Origin of the sequence: Bacillus pacificus (assembly GCF_020861345.1) — a bacterium.
GTDB lineage: Bacteria > Bacillota > Bacilli > Bacillales > Bacillaceae_G > Bacillus_A > Bacillus_A pacificus.
The window spans coordinates 4,254,806-4,279,373 of sequence record NZ_CP086328.1 but is presented as its reverse complement, the minus strand read 5'-3'; the positions used below and the strand labels follow the sequence as shown (position 1 = coordinate 4,279,373).

The window sequence follows — 24,568 nt, the reverse complement described above, 5'->3', positions numbered from 1 at the left end:
GAAAATGCTTTCTCTATCTAAAATTGTAATATTTTGATGTTAAGTGAAACGAAAAGCTACATTGTAAAGCAATGCATGTAGTGCAATCGTAAGATATACTATAAGTTTTTATAGTGTATATTTAACCTCCTGGGGTATAGGTTTGTTATAGATTTGGTAGAAGTGAATATATAGCTGATTAACGGTGCCTTCCTATTAATATGATAGACCTTGGGGAAGGCCCGACATAGATATCCGGTCTTTTTCATCTGGAACAAATTTTCAAATATGCTATTCTTGAAAAAGGGAGTTACATAGAGAAATGGAGCGATTCAAATGAGCAGAATAGGGGTATGCAAGGTGGATATTACGCCGCCTATAGGTATTGATTTTGTCGGATATCATAGAGAGACAGGAATAAATAATATTGAAGAACGTATTTATGGGACGGTTTTTGTATTTGAAAAAGGTGAAATGAAAACTGTGTTTATAAGTATTGATAATATTGGGATGTTAGTAGAAGATACGAATATGATTCGTGAGCAAGTAGCGAGTGAACTTCATGTGCCGTTTGAGCGAATAACGGTTGTTTATACTCATACGCATTCCGGTCCAGAGACGGTCGGTGATAATCCGCTCGTACAGTCGTATAAAACGATTTTAGTAAATAATGTAGTGCACGGTGCGGTTACTGCGAATAACAACTTGAAGCTATGTGAAGTTGGCTGGGGTGTTACGACAGGTGATATTGGGGTAAACAGAAGAGAGAGAACATCTGATGGAAGAGCAAAGATGGGAACAAATATAGATGGTGTTGTAGATAAACGTATTGGCATGTTAGCAATAAGAAATGCTGAAACGAAGGAGCTATCTGGTATTGTAGTATTTTGTACTGCGCATCCGAATGTTTTAAAAGGTGATAGTGATGTATTATCAGCAGATTATCCTGGAATGACGAGAGAGATTCTTGAGAAAATCGTAAACTGTCCTGTTATGATTGTGCAAGGAGCTGCTGGTAATGTGAATGCGAAGTATAGAGGTTCAAAGGAAGCGTTAAAACAAATGGTTTACACGCTTAGTGGACATGTATTAACGATGTTGCCAACAGTTACATACAGCCCAATTGTAAATTTAAGAACAGTTTCGAGTACGATGCAAATGAAGTTGAAAGATATTCCTGGAATAAATGAGATACGAAGCATGGCTCAATTAGCAGAGAAACAGTGGGGCGTGAATACGGATGAATGGCTTACTATCGTTTTAGAAAAATATAAGCAAGGTATTCGGCAGTTACGTATTGATTTAGAAGTGCAACTGTTTCAAATTAATGATGGTATATTCTCTGGTATACCGATGGAACCTTTTTCAGAGACTGCGTTAGAAATGAAAGAGAGTCTTCAAAATGAACTAGCTTTCTTTGGTGGATATACGAACGGATATATTGGTTACTTACCAACGAAAGAAGAATTCGCATATGGTGGATATGAAGTGGAATTAAGCCCTGTAGTGTATGGACCGGTTACGAATTTATTGATGCCACTGGAGGAAAATACTGCGGAGCTGATTGTGAAGAAGGTTACGGGTTTATGTAATAAAGTAAACCTTTAATGAGACAGATTTTTGAACGCAGAGTAAAGAATATGACTAATTGTGTGATTTTGTTAAGTCAATGTAATTAATAATGATTATCATTATTAATTACATTGACTTCTAAAAAAAGAAAAACTAGAATTTATAAAGGGATCTTCAATTGTTCGCTATCATTTGTATAGGAGGTAAGTTATGTTGGATAGCTTTATTTCTATAAGATGTAGGTTGGCTCTTTATAGTTTTGGTGTTCTTTTTATCTTTTTTTGTACAGTATTTTTAGTGAATCAAAAGGTGTATGCAGAAGATGTACCGTGGACATCAGTTTCCAATGAGGGAGAACGTGTACTTTTTCAAGAACAATCTTTGTATAGTAATGATCGAAGGGGAGAAGATCTTGTTTCACCTTCATTTGAAGGGCGTAAACATGGTGGGGAAGATTGGGGATACTTATTAAGAGACAGTAATTTTAATTATTCATCTAATATCCTTACACATTCTATAATAGGAAGACATGATCGAATTAGAGTTACTGATACAACTTTGTATCCTTATAGGGCTATAGTACACTTAGTAATTCAATTTAATGGACAAGAGGTTTATGGGTGTACAGGAGCGCTAATTAGTAAAGATACAGTATTTACAGCTGGGCACTGTGTTTACAATAAAAAGCTTGGTGGATGGGCAAAAAATGTTATTGTGACTCCTGGTAGAAATGGAAACCAAGCACCGTATTTGCCTTATAGTTGGACAAAGCTTTATTCAGTAAGTGGATGGACTGATGATGGAGATTCGGAATTTGATTATGGAGCCATTAAATTAAATGGATCTCCTGGAGATTATACAGGTTGGTTAGGATATAGAACTACTAATGTAGAGTCTCCAAAGGGGTTACTTGCAGTAGTTCCAGGGTATCCGTGTGATAAAGTAGGAAATGAAAAATATACTATGTGGACAGATTATGGACCAATTGAAGGAACTAGTCCTAGAATTTTAACATATAAGATGGACACTTATGGATGTCAAAGTGGAGCACCTGTATATCATGACTATTCTCGTACGGGTGTAACAATAATAGCTACCCATACAGTAGGAAGGAATTCTTGGAATTCTGGAAATCGGGTGACAGATGATGTTTTTAATAATCTTAAAAAATGGTCTGAATAAATATAATAAGTTTATATGGATTTTATGTTGTATATTGGTCATTATCATAATGTCTAGTTCTATAGCAAATAATGAAAAGAAGTTTAGTAAGATTGTTAATTCTGTAACTTTTCACGTGAAAAATAAAGAAAAACAGCCAATAAAAGATTTTGAAATTATACTTATGAAAGATGAATCACCTGAGCCGAGTAAAGAAATTGGGATTTCAATAGGGAAAACGGATGAAGAAGGGAAAGTTATTTGGAAGAATGTGAGGAAGGGAAATTATATCGTATTTTTACCAAATAGTGAGACGCAAATAGTTAGGGTTAATGATAGAGATGAAACGAGAGTAATAAATATATTATTGTAGAAAACGAATCCATTTTGAAAAAGAATAATCAAAATGGATTCGTTTTTATATGGAGTTTTTGTTTACCAGACAGGTCGTATATTTGATGATAATTTTCCTGTATTTTCTTTCGTAACGAATGTTGTTAAATCTTCTTTGAGCATTTGCATTCGTTCAGCACCTATGTTTTCAATCCATTGTTGCTCTATTTCAGCTACTATTTTTTCTTTTGCTTTCAATACTGACAAACCACGTTCGGTTAAAACAATGATTTTCCCTCTTTTATCAGTAGGATGTGTTTTGCGTGTAACGTAGCCACTCTTCTCAAGAGAATCCACCATTTTACTTACAGCTTGTTTTGAAACCCCTAAATATTCAGCTAGTTCTATACCCGTTGCTCCATTAGGTAGAATGCGTTTGAACATAAAACCATGTGCTGGCCTAATATCTTCAAATCCCAATTCATTTAATTTGTCATGTAGTTCAGTAATTAATGTGCTAAATGATAATGATAAAAGCGATGTAAGATCTAACTCGTTAAATGTTTGATCCATGTATATAACCTCCGTATTTGTAGTCAATTAAGTTGACTATATATGATACTTATTGTACTATGCATAATATAGTCAATCAAATTGACTATATTATGTTGTAGAACAAATAATGATTTATATAATATAGAATCAATGGAGGTTTCACATGGTTAATATCGTAAAAATTAGAGGGAGTGTATTTGCACCGTATGCATTGCTGAAGCCTATTAAGGATGCTGCAACAGGAAGAGTGTTTGAATACGCTGGAGATGCACGTGGATTTACACCGTACGCTGTAAATACAAAGCGTTCAAGATTGGAACAAGAAGTGATTGTTGATTTTTATAAAAGAGAAATTTTCACATATGCAGATGCTTGCATCGTTACTGTAAAAATTACAAATCCAGATGGCTCAATTGAGTATCAAAAGGGAGAAACAAGTACAGAAAACATCGCATGTACTAATATTGTATGGAGTGAAGATGAAGTTTCATTTGAAATGAGAGCAAGTGCAAGTAATCCGTTAAATGCGGCGGCACCCGCAGCTGATTATTTGTTGGCTATACGAGTTAATAAAAGTGGTACTTTGCATGTTGAAGGTGTACATGATGGTTTCCCTTGCTATGAATTTTATAAACAAGTAGATTTTGGTTCGTTTGAATCAATATATACACATGATTTCAGAGAAACAAATGATACTCCAGCAGCACTAGCTGGAGAAATGGAATATAACTTTAAAACGAAAATATAGCACCATTTTTATGAAGGAAGTAGCCAACATAAAAGAGAAAGGCTTTAATTATGTAGCTGAAATGGTGGATTTTTTATTAAATAATGCAGTATATAAAATTAGAATTATAGAGGTGTTTCTTATGACTAATATCGTAAAAATTAGAGCCAGTGTATTTATTCCAATGTCTTGGACTGAAGCTAAGAAGGATATGGAAACAGGACAAGTAATCCAATTTGAAGGTGATTCACGTGAATTTACACCACATGCGGTAAATACGATGCGCTCTAGAGTGGAGCAAGAGGTAGTAGTGGATTTTTATAAAGAAGAAGTGTTTTCATATGCGAATACGGGTATTACGACAGAGAAGGTTACGAATCCAGATGGTTCGGTGAATAAAAGAACTGGAAAAGCGAGTACGGAAAATATTGTGTGTACTGATATCGTATGGAATTCCGGTGGCGTACAATTTAAAATGAGTGCGAGTGCAAGTAATCCATTAAATGTATATGCACCTCCTGTAGATTATGTATTACATGTCTGTGTGAAAAAGGATGGTACTATCGATGTTCAAGGAGAGCATGATGGATTCCCTTGTTTTGAATTTTATAAGCAAGTAGATTTCGGTACATTTGAAGAAATATATACACATGATTTTAGAAAAACGGGTGATACAGCGGCAGCGTTAGGTGGAGAAATGGATTATATTTTTAACAAGAGTTTATAAGAAGTAAGATAATAATGCAGTGTAGTTGAGAAATGCAAAAGCTAATACAATCAGTAGCTTTTGCATTTTTACTATACCTTAGAAGGTTTCAAAAAATAAAACGCTTTACAATATACCCTTAAGGGTATATGATATTATACAAAGTTACAAAGTAATGTATAATATAGTTATAATTACGGAGGTGGTCTATAGTGGAATACAATCAAGATATGAAAAATAGATTAAAACGTATTGAAGGCCAAGTTCGTGGTGTGCTTCGTATGATGGAAGAAGGAAAAGATTGCCGAGAGGTTATTACACAGTTAACGGCATCTCGTTCTGCACTTGATCGTACAATTGGACTTGTTGTTGGAACAAATCTAGAGCAATGTTTACGTGAGCAGTTTGAAAAAGGTAATGGTTCAAATGAAGAGTTAATTAAAGAAGCTGTTCAATTACTTGTAAAAAGCCGATAATCTGTCAAACGTAAGAGTTGACAGATTTTCAAAAACATTTAACATACCCCTACAGGTATATGTATATAAATTGTGGAGGAATCGACTATGAGTATAAAAGTGGATATGAGTTTAGATTGTAAAGGTTTGGCTTGTCCGATGCCGATTGTGAAAACAAAGAAGGCGATGGAAGGATTGACGTCAGGACAAGTGATTGAGATTGAGGCAACAGATAAAGGGTCTACAGTAGACATACAAAGCTGGGCGAATAAAGTAGGGCATCAATATATCGGGACGAAACAAGAGGGCGATGTTTTGAGGCATTACGTTAGAAAAGCACATGAACATGAATTGAATGAAGTAGCGAAGTATCCTCTTACAATTACGAATACGGAGTTGGAAGAGATATTATTAAGTGATGAAGAGTGTATTGTATTAGATGTTCGAGAAGCAGCGGAATTCGCTTTTGGTCATATACCATCGGCTGTTTCCGTGCCGTTAGGAGATTTAGACAGTGCAGCTTTAGATCAGACGAAGCAAATTTATGTTGTTTGCCGAACTGGTAACCGTAGTGATGTAGCTTGCCACATGTTGAAAGAGAAAGGTTATGTAAATGTGAAGAATGTCATTCCAGGCATGTTAGAGTGGCAAGGGAATATAAAGAATTAAAATTTTTTAAATAAAAATATACCTATGGGGGTAATTGAATGAATGTTAAACCGTTACAAGCGAAAGATGTTGCAGAGAAAGTTTTATTCGGAGAGTTGTTTATTTTAGATGTTCGTAATGAGGCGGATTATGAAGATTGGAAAATTGAAGGAAAAGAAGTTACTTCAATGAATGTGCCGTACTTTGATTTATTAGAGGGTGTAGATCATATTGCAAGTGAATTGCCTAAAGATAAAGATGTTTTAGTAGTATGTGCAAAAGAAGGATCTTCTATATTTGTGGCAGAGCAGTTAACAGAGGATGGGTTAGAAAATATTTATTATTTAGCTGGTGGTATGAAGGCTTGGAGTGAATATGTAAAGCCTATAAAAGTTGGAGATTTAAAAAATGGCGGAAGTATGTATCAGTTTAACCGCCTTGGAAAAGGTTGTTTATCTTATATGGTCGTTTCAAACGGTGAAGCAGCAGTTATTGATGCAGTAAGAACAGTTGAAGCGTATGAAGAATTTGCGAAAGAGCATGGTGTTACGATTACGAATGTAATGGATACGCATTTACATGCAGACCATATTTCTGGAGGACATAAGCTAGCGGAAAAAGTCGGTGGTACGTATTGGTTACCGCCAAAAGATGCGGAGGAAGTTGTTTTCTCATACGAACCGCTTGTTGAAGGAACTGTTATTACGGTGGGGGGTACTAAAATTAGAATTGACGCATTATACTCACCGGGGCATACGATTGGAAGTACATCATTTATTGTAGATGATTCCTATTTATTATCAGGCGATATTTTATTTGTGGATTCAATCGGGCGTCCAGATCTTGCTGGGAAGGCTGAAGATTGGGTAAGTGATTTACGTAATACTTTGTATAGCCGATATAAAGAGCTATCTCAAAATTTAGTTGTGTTACCAGCTCATTATTCAAAAGTAAGTGAAATGACCAAAAGTGGTATTGTTAGCGCAAAATTAAAAGATTTGTTTGCGAATAATGCAGGGTTAAATATTGAGGATGAGGTAGAGTTCCGTAAAACTGTAACAGAAAACTTACCACCTCAGCCAAATGCATATGAAGAAATCCGTCAAACCAATATGGGTAAAATTCACCCAAGTGTGGATAAAGAGCGTGAAATGGAGATTGGTCCAAATCGTTGTGCAGTGCACGAATAATGAAATAAATAAAAAATGGAGGAATAGATGATGAATGTAAAACAAGTATTAGATGCGACAGGTTTAGCGTGTCCAATGCCGATTGTAAGAACGAAGAAAGCGATGGATACTTTACAAACGGGAGAAGTGTTAGAAGTACATGTAACGGATAAAGGGTCTATTAAGGATATTCCAGCATGGGCAAATAAAAGTGGTCATGACATTGTAAAGCATGTAGAAGAAGATGATGTGCTGAAGTTTTGGATTAAGAAGGCGTAGTAGTTTTATAAATATAGAGAGGTTGGTTATATGAATACAATACTAAGTACGCTTTTCATTGTATTTGCTGTAGTAGTTGTTATGTCGCGTTTTTTACCAGTTAAAGGTGTTCAAAATATAAGTGGAAAACAATTAAAGAATATAGCGGGAAAAAAGGGGAAACAACTTATCGATGTTCGTACAGTAAGTGAATATAGAGGAAATCATATGAAAGGATTTCAAAATATCCCTTTAAATGAGTTAGCTAGTAGAGCAAGTCAGTTAGATAAAAATAAGGAAGTAATCGTTATTTGTCAGAGCGGGATGAGAAGTAAGCAAGCAGCAAAAGTATTAAAGAAATTAGGGTTTCAGCACGTTATCAATGTTTCAGGCGGGATGAATGGTTTGTGAGGAGGAAATGTAAAATGAAAGAAATGACAGCAAAAGAATTAGAAGAAAAATTGTTGCGTAAAGAAACAGTAAATATCGTAGATGTACGTGAAGTAGAAGAAGTAGCTGAAGGGAAAATTCCAGAAGCGTGTAATATTCCACTAGGACTATTGGAGTTTCGTATGCATGAGTTGGATAAAAAGAAAGAGTATATCATCGTTTGTCGTTCTGGCGGAAGAAGTGCACGAGCAGTTCAATTTTTAGAGAGCTACGGTTTTCAAGCAATCAATATGGTAGGTGGTATGTTAGCGTGGGAAGGGAAAGTAGAATAGGGTGAAACGATTTTTTATAACAATAAAAATACCCCTATAGGTAATTGGAGGGAGAACAACATGGAACAACAGAAGAAAACAACAATCGTTTTATTTAGCGGAGATTACGATAAAGCGATGGCTGCTTATATTATTGCAAATGGTGCAGCGGCGTATGATCAAGAGGTAACTATATTTCATACTTTTTGGGGATTAAATGCTTTAAGGAAAGATGAGCATGTGAAGGTAAAGAAAACTTTCATCGAAAAAGTATTTGGAAAGATGATGCCGCGTGGTGCTGACAAAATGGGATTATCGAAAATGAATTTTGCCGGTATGGGGCCAAAGATGATTAAAGGTATTATGAAAAAACATAATGCGATGCCTTTACCAGATTTAATAGATTTGGCGAAAGAACAGGGGATTAAACTTGTAGCTTGTCAAATGACAGTAGATTTATTAGGGTTAAAAGAGGAAGAGATTATGGAAGGGATAGAGTTTGCAGGAGTAGGAGCTTATTTAGCAGATGCTTCGGATGGAAATGTGAACTTATTCATTTAAATCACCTTCTTTTTAGAAGGCGGGGGATATAAGGTGAGTTTAGTCGTATTACTCTTTATAATTGGGTTTATAGGATCGTTTATATCAGGAATGGTTGGAATTGGCGGTGCGATTATTAATTATCCGATGATCTTATACATTCCGGTATTGCTAGGATTTACTGGCTATACTGCACATGAAGTAAGTGGTATTACAGCGGTGCAAGTATTCTTTGCAACTTTTGCAGGGGCATGGGCCTATCGGAAAAGTAATGAGATGGATAAAACGCTAGTTGTATATATGGGAGCTAGTATATTAATAGGAAGTTTCATAGGTAGTTTTGGTGCTAACATATTAGAGGAACATACGGTCAATGTTGTTTATGCAGCTTTAGCAACAATAGCTGCTATTATGATGTTCGTACCGAAACGAAATAATGGTGATGAAGTAAAATATAATAAATGGTTAGCAAGTTTGTTAGCATTTATTGTAGGCGGAGCATCAGGCATTATAGGTGCTGGAGGTTCGTTCCTTTTAGTTCCGATTATGCTAGTTATTTTAAAATTGCCGATACGTACAACGATAGCAACCTCTATCGCTATTACGTTCATTTCCTCAGTAGGGATTACGACTGGAAAAGTGATAACTGGGCAAGTAGTTGTAGTTCCAGCCCTTATTGTTGCGATTGCAAGTATCTTTGCTGCGCCGCTTGGAGCGCGAGTTGGGAAGAGGATCAATCAAAAAGCACTGCAATATATGTTATCGATTTTGATTGTAGGAACTGCTATTAAGATGTGGGTTGATATGATATCGAAATAAAAGGATGGCGCTGCTTGCAGCCCATCCTTTCATTTACGCCCAAATCACTTTCATTAAGTTTTTATATTCGTCATTTGCTAATTTATATAGCATTCTCGTATGTTCAAAGACAAGTGCTGGATTAAAGTTTGGTTCTGAGAATGCAAGAGATGTTGAAATGTCAATTGCATTTTGCTTGTTTAATGTGAATTTTGCAAAGCGATAAGATGTGTTTAATTCATTAATAACGTGCAAAATATCATTTGTTGCTGTTGCATCAGGTACATGAGCAACATTGAAGCAGTATATATCTACAGTAGGATGTTCGTTTTGGAAAGCAGCGATAAGTTGAATTTTTGCGCCAGCTTCTGTCTCTAACCCTACTGAAAAATGAACAGAACCATCATTTTCATCTATATTTTCTTCCATGTATATATCGTTTGACTTTAAGTAGTCTTTAAAATCTGAGATGTTATGTTTTACTGCAGCTTTCATATGTATGAGCCCCCTGATAATTGGAATAGATTGCTACTATTTATTATAATTTAAAAATATTAAAAAAGATAGTTAGAAAGTTCTGATTTTTGATTGTGACGGAATAAAAAGAAGCAGTACTCTACCTCCATAGAGAACTGCTTCTTTATTATTCATTGTCGTTAGACGATGTTTCTGTATCTTCATTGCTATTTTTATTTTTCACTTCATTGTTACTTGATTCGCGTTCACTTGAATTTTCAGACTTAGATTCTTTTGTTTTCTCTGTACTTGTTTTTTTCGAATCAGAGTCTGTTTTTGTATATGCAGGTAATCCAAGATGAGTACGAAGATCATTTGTAACTTTTGCTAATTCTTTTTTATCTGGATTGTAGTAATACGTTCGGCCGCCACCAGCAGATTGGCTACAAGTATCATCACCTTTTGCCATGTAGCAGTCTTCACCTTGAATTTGTAATTTTTCAATTTCTGAATCCGATCCGTACTTATAGAATGAAAGCATATCATCGAATGTTAAGTTTGTAACGAACTGTCCGTTAATATCATCAATGATGTTACCAACTTTTGTTACAGATCCAACGCTTGTTAGTTTCTTTAAAATTGCTTCAATAACGAGCTGTTGACGTTGCCCACGCATTGCATCACTATCGATGTGGCGTGTTCTAGCAAGAGCAAGAGCTTCTTCACTATTTAGCTTTTGAACACCTTTCTTCAGGTGAATTGCATCAGCATTATCATTACTATCTTGTTCCGTAAATTCAACTGGTACATCAACTTCAATGCCGCCTAAATCGTCGACAATTTTCATAAATGATTTGAAGTTAAACTTTACAAAGTAATCAACAGGAACATTTAGTAATTTTTCAACTGCATCAATACTTGCTTGTGGTCCACCATCTTTTCCGTTTTTAGTAGAACCGTATGCATGAGCGTGTGTAATTTTATCTTTTTTCTTTTCCACTGGAATATACGTATATGTATCTCGTGGAATACTTAATAGTTTTACAGTTTTGCTATCTTTATTAAACGTTGCAAGTAATAGTGCATCCGTTCTTATAGCTTCACCATATTCTTTTCCTCGGACATCGCTTTCATCGACACCCATTACTAAGACAGAGACATTGTTTGTAATAGGTTTTACAACTTTATCACGTAAATCAGATTTATCACCGCGTGCTAAATCGTGTGCGGCATTTCGAACAGCAGAAGATGCTTTATTTACTAAAAACCAAGTATAACCGCCACCTACTATTAAAAAGAATAGAATAACGCTTATAATAATTTTTGTTTTTTTCTTACTTTTTTTCGGTTTACTGCGTGTATTTTCTTGCAAAGATGGGTTTTGCTCCATTTCCTGTACTCCTTCATTTGGATTGAAATACGACACTCATATCCACTTATTATAATGAAATTTGACGAAAAAAAACATTACAAAACATTTACATTTCGTAAAAATTCAATTTATTTATAAAAAGTCAGATTTTTTATATTTTATTTTTGAGATGTAGAATAAGTATAAGTTGTTTTAGTGGAAATGAAAATATGTATTGTGAGAAAGTAATAGAGAAGTAAGATTTGTTGAAATATAGCCATGAAGAAATGAGTAGGTTTAATTATTTCTTCTATATAATAAAGAAGAAATTTACGGATAAAGGAGAGGGCATAATGAATCATACATCATTCCGAGCAATTGTTGTGAACGAAACAGAAAGTAAGCAGTTTGTAAGAAACGTTGTCGAGAGAGAAGTAAGTAGTTTACCTGAGGGAGACGTATTAATAAAGGTTCATTATTCTTCACTAAATTATAAAGATGCTCTTTCAGCTACAGGTAATAAAGGTGTTACGAGAACATATCCTCATACGCCAGGAATTGATGCAGCAGGAGTGGTTGTGAGTAGTGAAGATGTTACCATTAAGGTAGGGGATCAAGTCATTGTAACAGGATATGACTTAGGGATGAATACTTCTGGTGGTTTTGGAGAATATATTCGCGTGCCGGCATCTTGGATTGTCCCTTTACCAGAGGGAATGTCATTAAAGGAAAGTATGATGTACGGGACAGCAGGTTTTACAGCCGCTTTATCAGTATATAAGCTTATTAGAGCAGGAGTAACGCCTAGTATGGGGGATGTTTTAGTAACGGGTGCTACAGGCGGTGTAGGAAGTGTAGCTGTTAGTATTTTAAGTAAGTTAGGGTTTAGCGTAGTAGGAGCGACAGGAAAAATGGAAGAGGAACAGATGCTACTACGTCTAGGAGCGAAAAAAGTGATGTATCGCGCGGAATTGAATGATGAATCAGGAAGACCAATGTTAAAAGGAATATACGCCGGGGTTATCGATACTGTAGGTGGACATATGTTAGAAACAGCTTTAAAAACGGTAAAGTATGGCGGGTGCGTAACGACATGCGGTAATGTGGCAGGCCAGCAATTACAAACAACGGTATATCCGTTTATTTTACGAGGTATCAGCCTGTTAGGGATAGATTCAGTGCAATGCCCAGTGGATGTGAGAAGAGATGTGTGGACGCTCCTAGCCAATGAATGGGGAAATAAAGAGTTACGACCTTATACAGAAGAATGTACATTAGAAGAATTAGATGAGAAATTTACACTTATATTGCAAGGAAAGTTAAAAGGAAGAACGGTTGTAAATATGAAATAAAAAAAGAGACGCTCACGTTAGCGTCTCTTTTTTATTATAATGATTGTTTTAAATTGACTTTACCTTGTTCACCTAAAACACCATCAGCGATATTTACAGCGTGATCGCCAATACGCTCTAAGTTACTTACCATATCAACGAAGATGATACTTGCATCACCTGAACAGCTACGTTCGTTTAGACGTAATACGTGACGTTTACGAAGAACACGTTCCATTTGATCGATTTTACGTTCTTTTGCAATAACAGTTTGAGCTAGTTCAGTATCGAAGTTTGTTAAAGCTTCAACTGCGTCTTGTAATGTTGAAATCGTTAACTCAAGCATTTCATTTAGTTCAGTTAGTGCCTCGTCTGATAGGGAAACACGGTTTGAGATTTGGAAATCTACAAGTTCTACAAGGTTTTCTACATGATCACCGACACGTTCAATATCTCCAACAACACCTGCTAGAACTGAATGCTTCTCAGAGTCTGTCGGTGAAAGTGGTTTTTCTGAGAGTAAAACTAAATACTCGGTAATCTTTTTATCTAAATTGTTAATAGCTCCTTCTAATTGAGTAGCCATGTCAGCGTGTTTTTTGTCTTGTGTGTTTAAAAATTGGTTTGCTTCTTTTAATCCATGTAATGAAAACTCAGCCATACGAATAATTTCTTTTTGTGCTTCTGTTAAAGCAATAGCTGGAGATTGTTCAATAAAGATTGGATTTAAATGTTGCGGTTTGAAATCAATAGCAGCATCTTCACCACGAATAATTTTCGTTACAATCCATGCTAATACAGCGATGAATGGGAACTGAATGATTGTATTCGTTACGTTAAATGTTCCGTGTGCAAATGCAATTGTCATTTCTGGATTTAAGTTTAATGACGTTTGGAAATATTGAATTAAATTTGTAAAAGGTATTAATAAAATCGTAAAGATGATTGTACCGACAATATTAAAGATAACGTGAACCAATGCTGCACGTCTTGCAGCAATTGAAGTACCGATTGCTGCTAATACTGCTGTAATTGTTGTACCGATATTATCACCGAATAATACAGGAAGGGCAGCGTGTAAATCGATTGCACCTTGACCGAATAGTTCTTGTAAAATACCGATTGTTGCACTTGAACTTTGTACAATTAAAGTGAAGACTGTACCAACAACAATACCTAGAATTGGATTGTCGCTCATGCTAACTGTTAATTCTTGGAACGACTCTAAAGAACGAAGAGGCTTCATACCTGTGCTCATTAGTTCTAAACCGAAGAATAACATACCAAAACCGAATATAACTTGACCTAAAGAATGTACTTTTTTATTTTTAAAGAAGAATAGTAAGATAGCTCCAACTGCCATAATTGGAAGAGCATATTCTCCGATTTTAATTCCGATAATAAATGCAGTAACTGTCGTACCGATGTTCGCACCCATAATAACACCGATTGCTTGTCTTAATGTCATAAATCCAGCACTTACGAGTCCGACTGTTAAAGCGGTTGTTCCTGAACTTGATTGGATTAATACAGTAACTAGCATACCTGCTAGTACACCCATTAGTGGGTTTGTTGTAAAGCGATCTAGAATATCGCGAAGACGATCTCCAGCAGCTTGTTGCAGTCCATCGCCCATGTATTTAATCCCGAATAAGAAAATACCTAATCCACCAATGAACTGGAAGATCATATCTTGAACATTATATTCCACGCATTCCACTCCTTAAATTTCATGTACGATGTAATTATTAACTGAACCTTGAGGCACTGTAAACGGTTTATCCGTAAAATTTACACTAAATTTACAAAGGGAAGAAAAGTTTACAATTCCTTAAAGAAATGGCTGTATTTTATTGGTTTTTATCTTGTATAAATCTTAATTTTGTAAAGAAATCACACTTTTTAGAATAGTATTGTTCGGTTGAATATGAAGGAAAGCGTCTGCGAGTTCATCGTATATTTTTTGATGAAAGTAAAAAAAATATGTAGGAAAATGCATGTAGTTTTATAACATCAAAAATACGAAAAAAGCCACTGAAATTATCCAGCAGCTTTTTCTCTGTTTTTATTTCCGTGCTTTTGTTTTTTTACACTTGTGATGTAAATGAACAGGAAAGCAATAAGTAGTAGAGAGGAATAACGATATACAGTTGCGTAGTTTGTAAAATGTGCAATGAATCCAAAAATAATTGCGCCAGCACCAATTCCTAGGTCAAATGCTGAGAAGAATGTAGCTGTTGCAACTCCTCGGCGGTGAGGTGCTACTCGGTCGATCATCCATGCTTGTAGAGCAGGTTGAATCGCTCCAAATCCACTTCCGTAGCATGCTGCCGCAATAATTAAACTTGGAATTGTAGTTGTATACGACAATAAAATAATACCTATAAACGTAATAATAACTCCTGGAATAATAACGAATGTATGACCTTTCGCATCATATAATTTTCCAGAAAACGGCCGAGTGACGGCGATTGCAAGTGCATTAAATAAGAAGAAGAGGCTTATATCAGCAATTCCGACTTCCGTAGCAAATAATGTAATAAAGCTCCCAATTCCTCCGTACATTAATGTAATACATAATATTAATAATGAAGGAAGTAAAGCTTTACGTTCAATAAATCCATCAAGGAAGGTACCAGATGTTTGCTGTGGTGATTGCGGCGATTTTTTGATTTGAAGTAGTTTCGTTAATATTAATGAAACAATTGTACAGGAAAGTGCACATAAAAAAAGAATCGTGAAGTTATATGTTTGCATAAGCCAAAGTCCGATAAGTGGACCGAGCGCCATTGCAATCGTTCCAGAAAGACCGAAATATCCCATGCCTTCACCACGGCGAGCTTGCGGAATTAAATCTGAAACGACAGTTCCATATGTAGTCGTTGTAATACCAAAACCAGCTCCGTGTAAAATTCGAACGGCAAGCAATAGGAAAACAGTTGAAGCGAAAAGGTAACTACCCATAGCGAGTAAACAAATAGCAGTACCGATCATTAAAATGATTTTTTTGCTAAATTTTTGCAAGGCATTTCCAGTTAGCGGTCTAACAAAAAGTGCCGCAACAGTAAACATGCCGACAACGAATCCGATATTGGAACTTGTACCTCCAATTTCTTTCACATAAACGGGTAAAGTAGGAATTAACATTTGAAATCCTAAAAACATACATAAGTTTGCTAGAATTAGCGCGACAAATTCTTTCGTCCATAACGGTTCTCGTTTTACGAGTATTGCTTCTCCCATGTATTCATCCCCTATATAAAAAATTTCTCTTTTCTTTCGAGTATATGTATTGGCCAATGTAACAGTCAAGGAAGGTGCCTTGAAAACGTACAACAATTTTCGAGGTGAAAAACTGACAAATTTGTGTAAAAGCTACACAACTATGAAAAAAAGTTGTAAAGTATAGATGTATAGACTTGTAGTTGGTATGAATGATAGAAACTATTTTTTCTTTAAAGAAAGCGGATTCAAAAAGTAGTGAATGAGAAGGGGATATATACTTTTTCACTACATATATTTGAAAAGGTTTACAAAACAATGAAGAAAGAGGCGTGTACATATGAGACGATTAGGTATTTCTATTTATCCAGAACATTCAACAGTAGAGAAAGATAAGGAATATTTAACATTAGCAAGTAAATACGGATTTACACGTGTATTCACATGCTTATTGTCTGTAGATGGAGAAAAAGAGAAAATTATAGAAGAGTTTAAAGAAACGATCTCTCATGCAAATGCATTAGGGTTCCAAGTATTAGTTGATATTAGTCCAGCTGTTTTTGAACAACTAGGTATTTCATATAATGATTTATCATTCTTCCATGAACTAGGTGCGTACGGTATTCGTTTAGATGTTGGTTTCTCAGGATTAGAAGAATCAATTATGACTTACAATCCGTATGGCTTAAAAATTGAGATTAATATGAGTAACGGTACGAAGTATGTAGATAATATTATGAGCCATAGACCAAATCGTGAAAATTTAATTGGTTGCCATAATTTTTATCCGCATCGTTATTCTGGATTATCATACGATCATTTCATTACATGCTCGAAACAATTTAAAGATTACGGTATGAGAACGGCTGCTTTTATTTCATCATTTGATGCAACATATGGACCTTGGCCCGTAACAGAAGGATTATGTACGTTAGAACAGCATCGTGAACTACCAATGACAACACAGGCGAAGCATTTATTTGCGACAGAATTAATTGATGATGTTATTATTGCGAACGCTTATGCATCAGAAGAAGAATTACAAGCACTAGGTGCATTAAATAAAGAGAAACAAACATTTGATATAGAGTTATATGATACAACGACAGAATTAGAAAGAATTATCGTATTAGACGAACCTCATTTTTATCGCGGGGATGTATCTGAATATATGATTCGTTCGACACAAAGCCGTGTGAAATATAAAAAAGAAGAGTTTAAACCTCATAATACACGTGAAATTAAGCGCGGCGATCTTTTAATTGATAATGAGCAATATGGCCAATATAAAGGTGAATTGCAAATTGCATTAAAAGATATGGTGAATACAGGAAAAACAAATGTAGTTGGTCGAATTGTAGAAGAAGAGATTTTCTTACTAGACTATTTACAAGCATGGGATAAATTCGGATTTACATTAAAGAAATAGATAAATTAAAAAAGGAAAAAACTACTGACCTCAGCAGCTTTTTCCTTTTTATATATAAATTGCGAGAGGAAGAGCTATGACAAAGGTGCATCAGCGATTAGTTTCTATTTTAGAGGAGTTTTTAGAAGAGAAATCGATGTTAAATCGAGCTTTTTTAGCGAGCCGTTTACATGTATCAACGAAGACGATTCAAAAAGATATAAAATTATTAAATGATATATTGGAAGAAAACGGAGCGAAAATTGAATCGCAAAGAGGGACTGGATACGAACTAGAAATTATACAAGCGAAGAAGTTTGAAGAGTTTTGCGTGAGTCTATTTCAAAAACAGACAGAAAAAATCCCGACTTCTTATGAAGAAAGGATAGCTTACATTCTGCAACGTATTTTAACGACAGATGGGTATGTGAAGCTTTCACAGCTAGCAGAGGAGATTTATGTAAGTAAATCGACTGTAAATTTAATTATGAAAGATGTGACAGATATATGTGGTCGCTATCAATTACAAATTGAAAAGAGACCATATTATGGTATACGTATTGTCGGAGAGGAGTTTCATATTCGTTCTTGTTTATCACAATATGGTTTACCGCGTTATGACCATACTCCGTTTCATGAGCAATTTGAGCAGAATGATACATATTTATCGTTACCTCATATACCGCTTATCCGTTCGATTATATTAAAGTATATCGAAGGAGGAGCGATATATTTATCAGATATAGAAATTGATAATTTAGTCATTCATATTGCAATTGCATTAAAGCGTTGTGAAGATCAACATTATATGAAAGGACTACATACAGAGCAAGCTGAACTTATAATAAAGAAAGAATATACAATTGCGAAAGAGATTTTAGGGGATTTAGAGAAAGAGTTGCATCTTTCATTTCCCGAAGAAGAAGTTTTATATGTGACGATGCATTTATTAAGTACTGCTGTTACAGCGAAAAATCGTTATGAAAATGTGGAAGAACTATTAGGAAAAGATCTATATGCATTCATGCAACATATTCTTTTTAAAGTAGCGGAAGAACGGAATCTTATTTTTTATTATGATGAAGAATTATTATTCGGGTTTGGTGTTCATTTAAAAACGTTATTAAACCGTTTGAAGTATAAGTTAAATACGAGAAATCCTCTTTTGGCAGAAGTGAAAAAGAATTATCCGTATGCTTTTGAAATTGCGGTTCTTGTTGGAGATATAATTGGTGAATATACGGGAGAATCGATTCCGGAAAGTGAAATTGGTTATATTGCGATTCACTTCGGCGGAGCGATGAGTCGTTTACAGGAACAGAATCAAAAGAAAAGATGTTTATTAGTTTGTGCGACTGGTCAAGGAAGTGCTCAACTATTGAAATATAAAATTCTATCACAGTTCCGAGATAAATTAGAGATTGTAGGGATTACAGGCTATTATCAATTGAAAGTAGAAGATCTCTACAAAGAAAAGATAGATTGTATTATTAGTACGATTCATATACCAAGTGGTTTACCTGTGCCTGTTATAAAAGTAAACTCAATATTTGATGATAAAGAGATTAAGTCAATTGGTCAGCAGTTATTTGCGCATGTGAATACTAGTGTGCAGCAATATATGAAGGAAGATTTAATCTTTTTAAATCACAGTGCTTCTACAAAGGAAGAGGTTATCCAATTTTTATGTGAGAAAGCTGCTGAGAAAAACTATGTACCAGAAAGCTTTTATGACTCTGTTATGGAAAGAGAGAATACATCCCCTACAGCAGTTGGGAATTTAGTTGCGATTCCACATCCGATGCAGTTATTAAGTGAGAAAACATTTTTGATGTTTTGTACACTTGATAAAGCGGTTGACTGGGGAGATAAGAAAGTACAAGTTATTATTTTATTTAGTGTAAAGCGCAATAATAATGAAGATTTACAAAAGCTTTATGATTTTTTATATGATATTATGTCTAATCAAAATACGATAGAGAAATTAGCTCAGGCTGAAGTGGTTGAAGATTTTCAAGAGATATTATTATCGTTATAAGAGAAGTATATAAAAACTTCCGTTACACAACGGAAGTTTTTTATGTTTAATTGTATGCGTTTTCATAATAAGATAACAATATAGAAAAAAGATGGCTTGGGGGAATTTAAAATGACTGATATGCAAACTCCATTTGCGTTAATTTTACATGGTGGCAACGCGAGAAGCGCGTCACTTGAAGCAATTGCTTTTGCAAGACAAGGAGATTTTGAGAATGCGAGTGAAAAGATGACACTTGCTAGGGAAGAAATTTCAGCAGCTCATCGTATTCAAACAGACTTAATTCAAGAAGAAGCAAGAGGAAATCATGCAGAAATCAGTTTACTGTTAGTGCATGCACAAGATCATTTAATGAATGCAATTACAGTGAAAGAACTTGCTGAAGAATTTATCACTCTTCATAAACGAGTAGAAGAGAAAGTGACAGTATAAGATGTACATTTTATTATGTTGTGCAGCAGGCATGTCAACGAGTATGGTTGTAAGAAAAATGCAAGAAGAGGCAATGAAACAAGGGAAGAATTATAAAATTAAAGCAGTTGATTCAGAACTTGTGAAACTGGAAATAAAAAATGCTGATGTTGTTTTAATTGGTCCGCAAGTGAAATATTTATTTCCAGCGGTACAGTTTCTTGCAAACTCATACAATATACCAGTTGCGATTATAGACCAACGAGATTATGGCATGTGTGATGGTTTGAAAGTACTGAAACAAGCAGAACAATTAGTTTTAGCATAATTATATTTTTTTAAATATAAACATTATAATGTTATAACTTTATTTCATCCTTTCATAGAAAAGAGAAAGAGGAGGGGTTTTGATGAATGGTTTTATGAGTTTTATGGAACAAAAGATTATGCCAACAACACAAAAGATTGCCGGACAGCGACATTTATTAGCAATTCGAAACGGAGTTATTTCTACATTGCCGTTAACGATTGTCGGATCATTTTTCGTTATCTTTTTAAACTTACCAATTGATGCATATATGGAGTGGATTGCACCGTTTCGCCATATTTTAGATATTCCATTCCGATTTACAGTAGGACTAATGGCGTTATACGCAGCATTTGGGGTAGGGGCTTCACTCGCGAACTTTTATCAGCTCAATCAGTTAAGTGCAGGGTTATTATCTGTACTCGCCTTTTTACTAGCATCAGTTGAACCAATTCAAATTACGAAAGCCGTACCAGGTGTTATTGATGCAGGTAGATACATTTCAGTAGGAACATTAAGTGCAACATCTTTATTCGGCGCAATTGTTACAGCTTTAATTGCAGTAGAAATTTATCACTTTATGATTAAGCATAATATCTCGATTAAATTACCAGATAGTGTACCACCAGCAGTTTCAAATTCGTTTGCAGCATTAATTCCAACGTTAGCAGTTATTCTTTTATTCTGGGGCATTCGTTACGGTTTGAAATTTGATGTAAATACAACAATCACATATTTAATCGCGCCACTAAAATCAGTATTAGTAGGAAATAATTTATTCGGCGGTTTATTAACAGTATTCTTAATCGTATTCTTCTGGTCATTCGGTATACATGGGCCTGCGATTTTAGGACCGATCATTCGTCCAATGTGGGATTCAGCAATTCTTGAAAATATGGAAGTATTCACAGCTACAGGAAATGCACATCAATTACCAAACTTATTTACAGAGCAATTTATTCAATGGTTCGTATGGATCGGTGGATCAGGATCAACGTTAGCTTTAGTTATTATGTTTATGTTCTCTAAATCTAAGTTCTTAAAAGAGTTAGGTAGATTATCATTCGTGCCAGGCTTATTCAATATTAATGAACCAATTATTTTCGGGGCACCAATTGTAATGAACCCAATCTTAATTATTCCGTTCGTAATTACACCGTTAGTGACAACGACAGTATCATATTTCGCAGTTGTTTCAGGTATGATTCCGATGATGATGGCGAAATTGCCATTTACGATGTTAGCGCCAATTGCAGCGGTTATTAGTACGGACTGGACAATTATGGCTGGTGTACTTGTACTTGTTAACTTTGTTATCTCATTCGTTATTTACTATCCGTTCTTCAAAATGTATGAGAAACAACAATTAGCAGGAGAGGAGAAAGAAAAATGCTCGGAGCAATTATCATCTTAATTACATTTGTAGCGGGGCAGTGTATTGCACATTATTCAAAATGGGTACAAAGTAAATCTTTATTAGTTTTACTACTAGTATCAATTGTATTTATCGGTAGTTCAATGGGTGCCTATGTAATGCTAAGCTTACAATCACCGTACGTAATTATTGTACCAACGATTTTATGTGCAACATGTTTATCTGCAAAATATAGATTTACGAGCATGGCATTAATACAACGTGTGAAGGAGATGCAAAAGCATGGAGCGTAAATTAGGAATTTCACTTTATCCAGAGCATTCAACGAAGGAAAAAGATATGGCATACATTTCGGCAGCGGCACGCCACGGTTTTTCAAGAATATTCACATGCCTATTGTCTGTGAATCGTCCGAAAGAAGAAATTGTAGCTGAATTTAAAGAAATTATTCATCATGCAAAAGATAATAATATGGAAGTTATTTTAGATGTAGCTCCGGCTGTCTTTGATCAGCTTGGTATTAGTTATAGTGATCTATCATTTTTCGCAGAGTTAGGTGCAGACGGTATTCGATTAGATTTAGGGTTTGACGGATTAACTGAAGCGAAAATGACGAATAACCCGTATGGCTTAAAAATTGAGCTAAACGTAAGTAACGATATTGCGTACTTAGAAAATATTCTTTCGCATCAGGCAAATAAGTCAGCTTTAATTGGTTGTCATAACTTTTATCCGCAAAAATTTACTGGACTTCCATACGAATATTTCATTCGCTGTAGTGAACGCTTTAAAAAACATGGTATTCGCACGGCAGCGTTTATTACGTCACATGCAGCTAACATCGGTCCATGGGATATTAACGACGGATTATGTACATTAGAAGAGCATCGTAACTTACCGATTGAAGTACAAGCGAAACATTTATGGGCGACAGGGCTTATTGATGACGTTATTATCGGAAATGCTTATGCAAGTGAAGAAGAGTTAGAGAAACTAGGAAACTTAAATCGTTACATGTTACAGTTAAAGGTACACTTTGTAGACGAGGCGACTGAAGTAGAGAAGAGAGCCACGCTACAAGAATTACATGTAAGACGCGGCGATATAACAGAATATATGGTACGTTCTACAGAAGTACGTAAGAAATACAAAGACTATGACTTCCCGGTGCGCGAAAGTGTACGACAGGAAAGAGGGCAAGTTGTAATTGGAAACAATTCATTTGGTAAGTATAAAGGTGAACTACAAATCATTCTAAAAGAAATGCCGATAGATGAACGGAAAAATATTGTAGGTACAATTGCAGAAGAAGAGTTATTCTTACTAGATTATGTAGGAGCTTGGACGCAGTTTACTTGTGTGGAATAGGGGAGAGAAGGAGAGGATGCTGTGGCATCCTCTTTTTTCTGTTGAAATGGTAGTCTATCGTATATAGAATCGGACGGGAGTGAAGGAGAAAGAATGTAAGAATCATAAAAAAAGAGTCAGCCTCATTGAGACCGACTCTTTTTTATACGAACTAGTTTAATACTTTAACTGTAACTGTTTTACGTCCCCAGTTACTTGATGTACCTTTATCAGGCATTAAAACATCAATTTTATTTCCTTTAATAGCCCCACCAGTATCACCAGCGATTGCTACTCCGTAACCTTCAACCCATACTTTTGAACCTAATGGAATGACACTTGGATCAACCGCGATTAGTTTCATGTTTGGATTAGCTGTTAAGTTGTGACCTAAAGCTGATTTTACTTGGTCGCCTGCTTTATAACCATTTTCAAGTGGATCTGCTGTATAAGCTGTTGCTACAACACGTAGTTCACGAGAAGATGATGGTGCACTTGTTTCAGTTTCTTTTGCGACAGGTTGTTGTGTAGCTGGTTTTTGAGCTTTAGCCGCTTCACGAGCTTTAGCTGCCTCTTGAGCTTCAGCTTCTTCTTGAGCTTTAGCTGCTTCACGAGCTTTAGCTGCCTCTTGAGCTTTAGCTGCTTCACGAGCTTTAGCTGCCTCTTGAGCTTTAGCTGCTGCTTGAGCTTCAGCTTCTGCCTGAGCTTTAGCTGCTTCACGAGCTTTAGCTGCTTCCTGAGCTTTAACTGCTGCTTGAGCTTCAGCTTCTTCTTGAGCTTTAGCTTCTGCCTGAGCTTTAGCTGCCTCTTGAGCCTTAGCTGCTTCACGAGCTTTAGCCGCTGCTTGAGCTTCAGCTGCTTCGCGAGCTTTAGTTGCTTCCTCCGCTTTAGCTTTTGCTTGAGTTTCAGCTACTTCACGAGCTTTAGTTGTTGCCACGGCTTTAGCTGTATCTTGAACTGTAGTTGTTTTTTCAGCTTTAACTACTGGTTGAACTTTAACTGGAGCTTTACCTGTTAAGTAAGGAACGTGAACATAAGCTGTTTTTCCGTTATATTCAAATTGGATCCAACCATTTTCAACTTGGTGTGTTGTTTCGATTACGTCATCTTGTTTCAATTTACCAAGAATCTCTGAGTCTGTGTTTGCACCAGCACGTACGTTTAATACGTTAGCTGTTACGTAGTAAGTGTCTTTTGTGTAGTCAGCGCTAATGAAAGCTTCTTTACCGCTATTCAATTTCACTTTTGACCATCCGTTTTCTGTATGTAAAACGTTAACTTTATATCCATCTAATAATTTTCCTACAACTTTTGATTCAGTAGTTGGGTTTTCTCGTACATTTAGTACATCAGTCGTTACGATTGTTTCTGCTTTAGCAGATGTTGTGAAAATCCCAAGACCAAAAACCGCTGCTGTTGCTATACCCATAAATTTTTTCATAATAGCCTCCATTGCATTTGTTTTCGTTGACCTCATTATAGCAACCATTATTTTCTTATTTGCGAAAAACATAGAATTACAAAGCTTTCGTAACGGCTCATTAATATTCTGTAATAATTCCAGTAATATCCTAAAAGCGCTTTCTTATAGTTTTCAGGGGAGGTTTGAGCATGTGATACATAAAATAAAGAGTATTTCAATTTCTAATAGATTAATAATGTTTCCTAGGTGTTACATAATTGTTTCGTATACATTACAAAAAATGCGTATTTTGTTGTT

27 protein-coding genes are annotated in these 24,568 nt (G+C 35.4%); 21 read left to right on the top strand and 6 right to left on the bottom strand.

Annotation, left to right across the window (positions count from 1 at the left end):
- Positions 1 to 315: 315 nt before the first annotated feature.
- From LMD38_RS22120 to LMD38_RS22110, 3 genes are all read left to right on the top strand, one after another.
- Positions 316 to 1,587 carry a neutral/alkaline non-lysosomal ceramidase N-terminal domain-containing protein gene (locus LMD38_RS22120; protein ID WP_029141059.1) on the top strand — a complete coding sequence of 424 codons (1,272 nt, stop codon included), beginning with the start codon at positions 316 to 318 and terminating at the stop codon, positions 1,585 to 1,587.
- A 174-nt stretch (positions 1,588 to 1,761) separates the two neighbouring features.
- Positions 1,762 to 2,733 (top strand): trypsin-like serine peptidase, encoded by a 972-nt coding sequence (locus tag LMD38_RS22115; protein ID WP_062821545.1) that lies wholly within the window; start codon positions 1,762 to 1,764, stop codon positions 2,731 to 2,733.
- The gene (locus LMD38_RS22110; protein ID WP_000478580.1) at positions 2,699 to 3,085 is read left to right on the top strand and encodes a DUF2606 family protein; all 387 of its coding nucleotides are present in this window, start codon (positions 2,699 to 2,701) and stop codon (positions 3,083 to 3,085) included. Before LMD38_RS22115 ends, LMD38_RS22110 begins: the two co-directional genes overlap by 35 nt.
- 62 nt (positions 3,086 to 3,147) lie before the next feature.
- On the opposite strand, the gene LMD38_RS22105 is transcribed toward LMD38_RS22110, so the two are convergent.
- Complete coding sequence (locus LMD38_RS22105) at positions 3,148 to 3,618, bottom strand: MarR family winged helix-turn-helix transcriptional regulator (protein WP_000372889.1); 471 nt, start codon at positions 3,616 to 3,618, stop codon at positions 3,148 to 3,150.
- A gap of 145 nt (positions 3,619 to 3,763) precedes the next feature.
- Here LMD38_RS22105 and LMD38_RS22100 point away from each other — a divergent pair, with 145 nt between their 5' ends.
- The 10 genes from LMD38_RS22100 (at position 3,764) to LMD38_RS22055 (ending at position 9,623) form a co-directional block, all read left to right on the top strand.
- Positions 3,764 to 4,348, top strand: coding sequence for a DUF3238 domain-containing protein (locus LMD38_RS22100; protein WP_016716522.1), 585 nt, complete (start codon positions 3,764 to 3,766; stop codon positions 4,346 to 4,348).
- A gap of 121 nt (positions 4,349 to 4,469) precedes the next feature.
- Positions 4,470 to 5,054, top strand: coding sequence for a DUF3238 domain-containing protein (locus tag LMD38_RS22095; RefSeq protein WP_029141060.1), 585 nt, complete (start codon positions 4,470 to 4,472; stop codon positions 5,052 to 5,054).
- Positions 5,055 to 5,245: 191 nt separating this feature from the next.
- Positions 5,246 to 5,509 (top strand): metal-sensitive transcriptional regulator, encoded by a 264-nt coding sequence (locus LMD38_RS22090; protein ID WP_000456204.1) that lies wholly within the window; start codon positions 5,246 to 5,248, stop codon positions 5,507 to 5,509.
- An 87-nt stretch (positions 5,510 to 5,596) separates the two neighbouring features.
- Complete coding sequence (locus LMD38_RS22085; protein ID WP_016716524.1) at positions 5,597 to 6,157, top strand: sulfurtransferase TusA family protein; 561 nt, start codon at positions 5,597 to 5,599, stop codon at positions 6,155 to 6,157.
- A 38-nt stretch (positions 6,158 to 6,195) separates the two neighbouring features.
- Entirely contained in the window at positions 6,196 to 7,326 is a 1,131-nt protein-coding gene (locus LMD38_RS22080; protein WP_016716525.1) for an MBL fold metallo-hydrolase, read from the top strand.
- Positions 7,327 to 7,353: 27 nt separating this feature from the next.
- Positions 7,354 to 7,584: a sulfurtransferase TusA family protein gene (locus LMD38_RS22075; RefSeq protein ID WP_016716526.1), complete on the top strand. Its 231-nt coding sequence runs from the start codon at positions 7,354 to 7,356 to the stop codon at positions 7,582 to 7,584.
- A 30-nt stretch (positions 7,585 to 7,614) separates the two neighbouring features.
- A complete protein-coding gene (locus LMD38_RS22070) occupies positions 7,615 to 7,974 on the top strand; it encodes a rhodanese-like domain-containing protein (protein WP_016716527.1) in 360 nt (119 codons plus the stop codon).
- Between the two features lie 14 nt (positions 7,975 to 7,988).
- Positions 7,989 to 8,285 carry a rhodanese-like domain-containing protein gene (locus LMD38_RS22065; protein ID WP_029141061.1) on the top strand — a complete coding sequence of 99 codons (297 nt, stop codon included), beginning with the start codon at positions 7,989 to 7,991 and terminating at the stop codon, positions 8,283 to 8,285.
- 60 nt (positions 8,286 to 8,345) lie between these two features.
- Complete coding sequence (locus tag LMD38_RS22060; RefSeq protein ID WP_016716529.1) at positions 8,346 to 8,825, top strand: DsrE/DsrF/DrsH-like family protein; 480 nt, start codon at positions 8,346 to 8,348, stop codon at positions 8,823 to 8,825.
- Between the two features lie 33 nt (positions 8,826 to 8,858).
- Positions 8,859 to 9,623 carry a sulfite exporter TauE/SafE family protein gene (locus LMD38_RS22055; RefSeq protein WP_016716530.1) on the top strand — a complete coding sequence of 255 codons (765 nt, stop codon included), beginning with the start codon at positions 8,859 to 8,861 and terminating at the stop codon, positions 9,621 to 9,623.
- A 33-nt stretch (positions 9,624 to 9,656) separates the two neighbouring features.
- Here the strand turns inward: LMD38_RS22055 and LMD38_RS22050 are convergent, their stop codons facing one another.
- Together LMD38_RS22050 and LMD38_RS22045 are read right to left on the bottom strand one after the other, a co-directional pair.
- Positions 9,657 to 10,097 (bottom strand): hypothetical protein, encoded by a 441-nt coding sequence (locus LMD38_RS22050; RefSeq protein ID WP_000642359.1) that lies wholly within the window; start codon positions 10,095 to 10,097, stop codon positions 9,657 to 9,659.
- A gap of 148 nt (positions 10,098 to 10,245) precedes the next feature.
- Positions 10,246 to 11,448, bottom strand: a complete 1,203-nt coding sequence (locus LMD38_RS22045; RefSeq protein WP_016716532.1) for an LCP family protein — start codon at positions 11,446 to 11,448, stop codon at positions 10,246 to 10,248.
- Between the two features lie 314 nt (positions 11,449 to 11,762).
- Between LMD38_RS22045 and LMD38_RS22040 the strand changes: the two genes are divergently transcribed.
- Positions 11,763 to 12,761, top strand: a complete 999-nt coding sequence (locus LMD38_RS22040) for a YhdH/YhfP family quinone oxidoreductase (protein WP_062821547.1) — start codon at positions 11,763 to 11,765, stop codon at positions 12,759 to 12,761.
- A gap of 34 nt (positions 12,762 to 12,795) precedes the next feature.
- Here the strand turns inward: LMD38_RS22040 and LMD38_RS22035 are convergent, their stop codons facing one another.
- Together LMD38_RS22035 and LMD38_RS22030 are read right to left on the bottom strand one after the other, a co-directional pair.
- Positions 12,796 to 14,451, bottom strand: coding sequence for a Na/Pi cotransporter family protein (locus LMD38_RS22035; protein WP_061183489.1), 1,656 nt, complete (start codon positions 14,449 to 14,451; stop codon positions 12,796 to 12,798).
- A 329-nt stretch (positions 14,452 to 14,780) separates the two neighbouring features.
- A complete protein-coding gene (locus tag LMD38_RS22030) occupies positions 14,781 to 15,983 on the bottom strand; it encodes an MFS transporter (RefSeq protein WP_016716534.1) in 1,203 nt (400 codons plus the stop codon).
- 319 nt (positions 15,984 to 16,302) lie between these two features.
- On the opposite strand from LMD38_RS22030, the gene LMD38_RS22025 reads away from it, so the two are divergent.
- From LMD38_RS22025 to LMD38_RS21995, 7 genes are all read left to right on the top strand, one after another.
- Complete coding sequence (locus tag LMD38_RS22025; protein ID WP_001253342.1) at positions 16,303 to 17,391, top strand: DUF871 domain-containing protein; 1,089 nt, start codon at positions 16,303 to 16,305, stop codon at positions 17,389 to 17,391.
- Positions 17,392 to 17,467: 76 nt separating this feature from the next.
- Positions 17,468 to 19,408 (top strand): BglG family transcription antiterminator, encoded by a 1,941-nt coding sequence (locus tag LMD38_RS22020; protein ID WP_016716535.1) that lies wholly within the window; start codon positions 17,468 to 17,470, stop codon positions 19,406 to 19,408.
- A gap of 111 nt (positions 19,409 to 19,519) precedes the next feature.
- The gene (locus LMD38_RS22015) at positions 19,520 to 19,840 is read left to right on the top strand and encodes a PTS lactose/cellobiose transporter subunit IIA (RefSeq protein ID WP_000131337.1); all 321 of its coding nucleotides are present in this window, start codon (positions 19,520 to 19,522) and stop codon (positions 19,838 to 19,840) included.
- A gap of 1 nt (position 19,841) precedes the next feature.
- Positions 19,842 to 20,147 carry a PTS sugar transporter subunit IIB gene (locus tag LMD38_RS22010; RefSeq protein ID WP_016716536.1) on the top strand — a complete coding sequence of 102 codons (306 nt, stop codon included), beginning with the start codon at positions 19,842 to 19,844 and terminating at the stop codon, positions 20,145 to 20,147.
- Between the two features lie 82 nt (positions 20,148 to 20,229).
- On the top strand, positions 20,230 to 21,540 hold the full coding sequence (locus LMD38_RS22005) for a PTS sugar transporter subunit IIC (protein ID WP_001013055.1): 1,311 nt from the start codon (positions 20,230 to 20,232) through the stop codon (positions 21,538 to 21,540).
- Complete coding sequence (locus LMD38_RS22000; protein ID WP_000900037.1) at positions 21,516 to 21,794, top strand: hypothetical protein; 279 nt, start codon at positions 21,516 to 21,518, stop codon at positions 21,792 to 21,794. Before LMD38_RS22005 ends, LMD38_RS22000 begins: the two co-directional genes overlap by 25 nt.
- The gene (locus LMD38_RS21995; protein WP_016716537.1) at positions 21,784 to 22,869 is read left to right on the top strand and encodes a DUF871 domain-containing protein; all 1,086 of its coding nucleotides are present in this window, start codon (positions 21,784 to 21,786) and stop codon (positions 22,867 to 22,869) included. The genes LMD38_RS22000 and LMD38_RS21995 overlap by 11 nt, the downstream gene beginning before the upstream one ends.
- A gap of 151 nt (positions 22,870 to 23,020) precedes the next feature.
- Here the strand turns inward: LMD38_RS21995 and entC are convergent, their stop codons facing one another.
- Positions 23,021 to 24,412: a cell wall-binding protein EntC gene (gene entC, locus LMD38_RS21990; RefSeq protein ID WP_142238264.1), complete on the bottom strand. Its 1,392-nt coding sequence runs from the start codon at positions 24,410 to 24,412 to the stop codon at positions 23,021 to 23,023.
- Positions 24,413 to 24,568 lie beyond the last annotated feature (156 nt).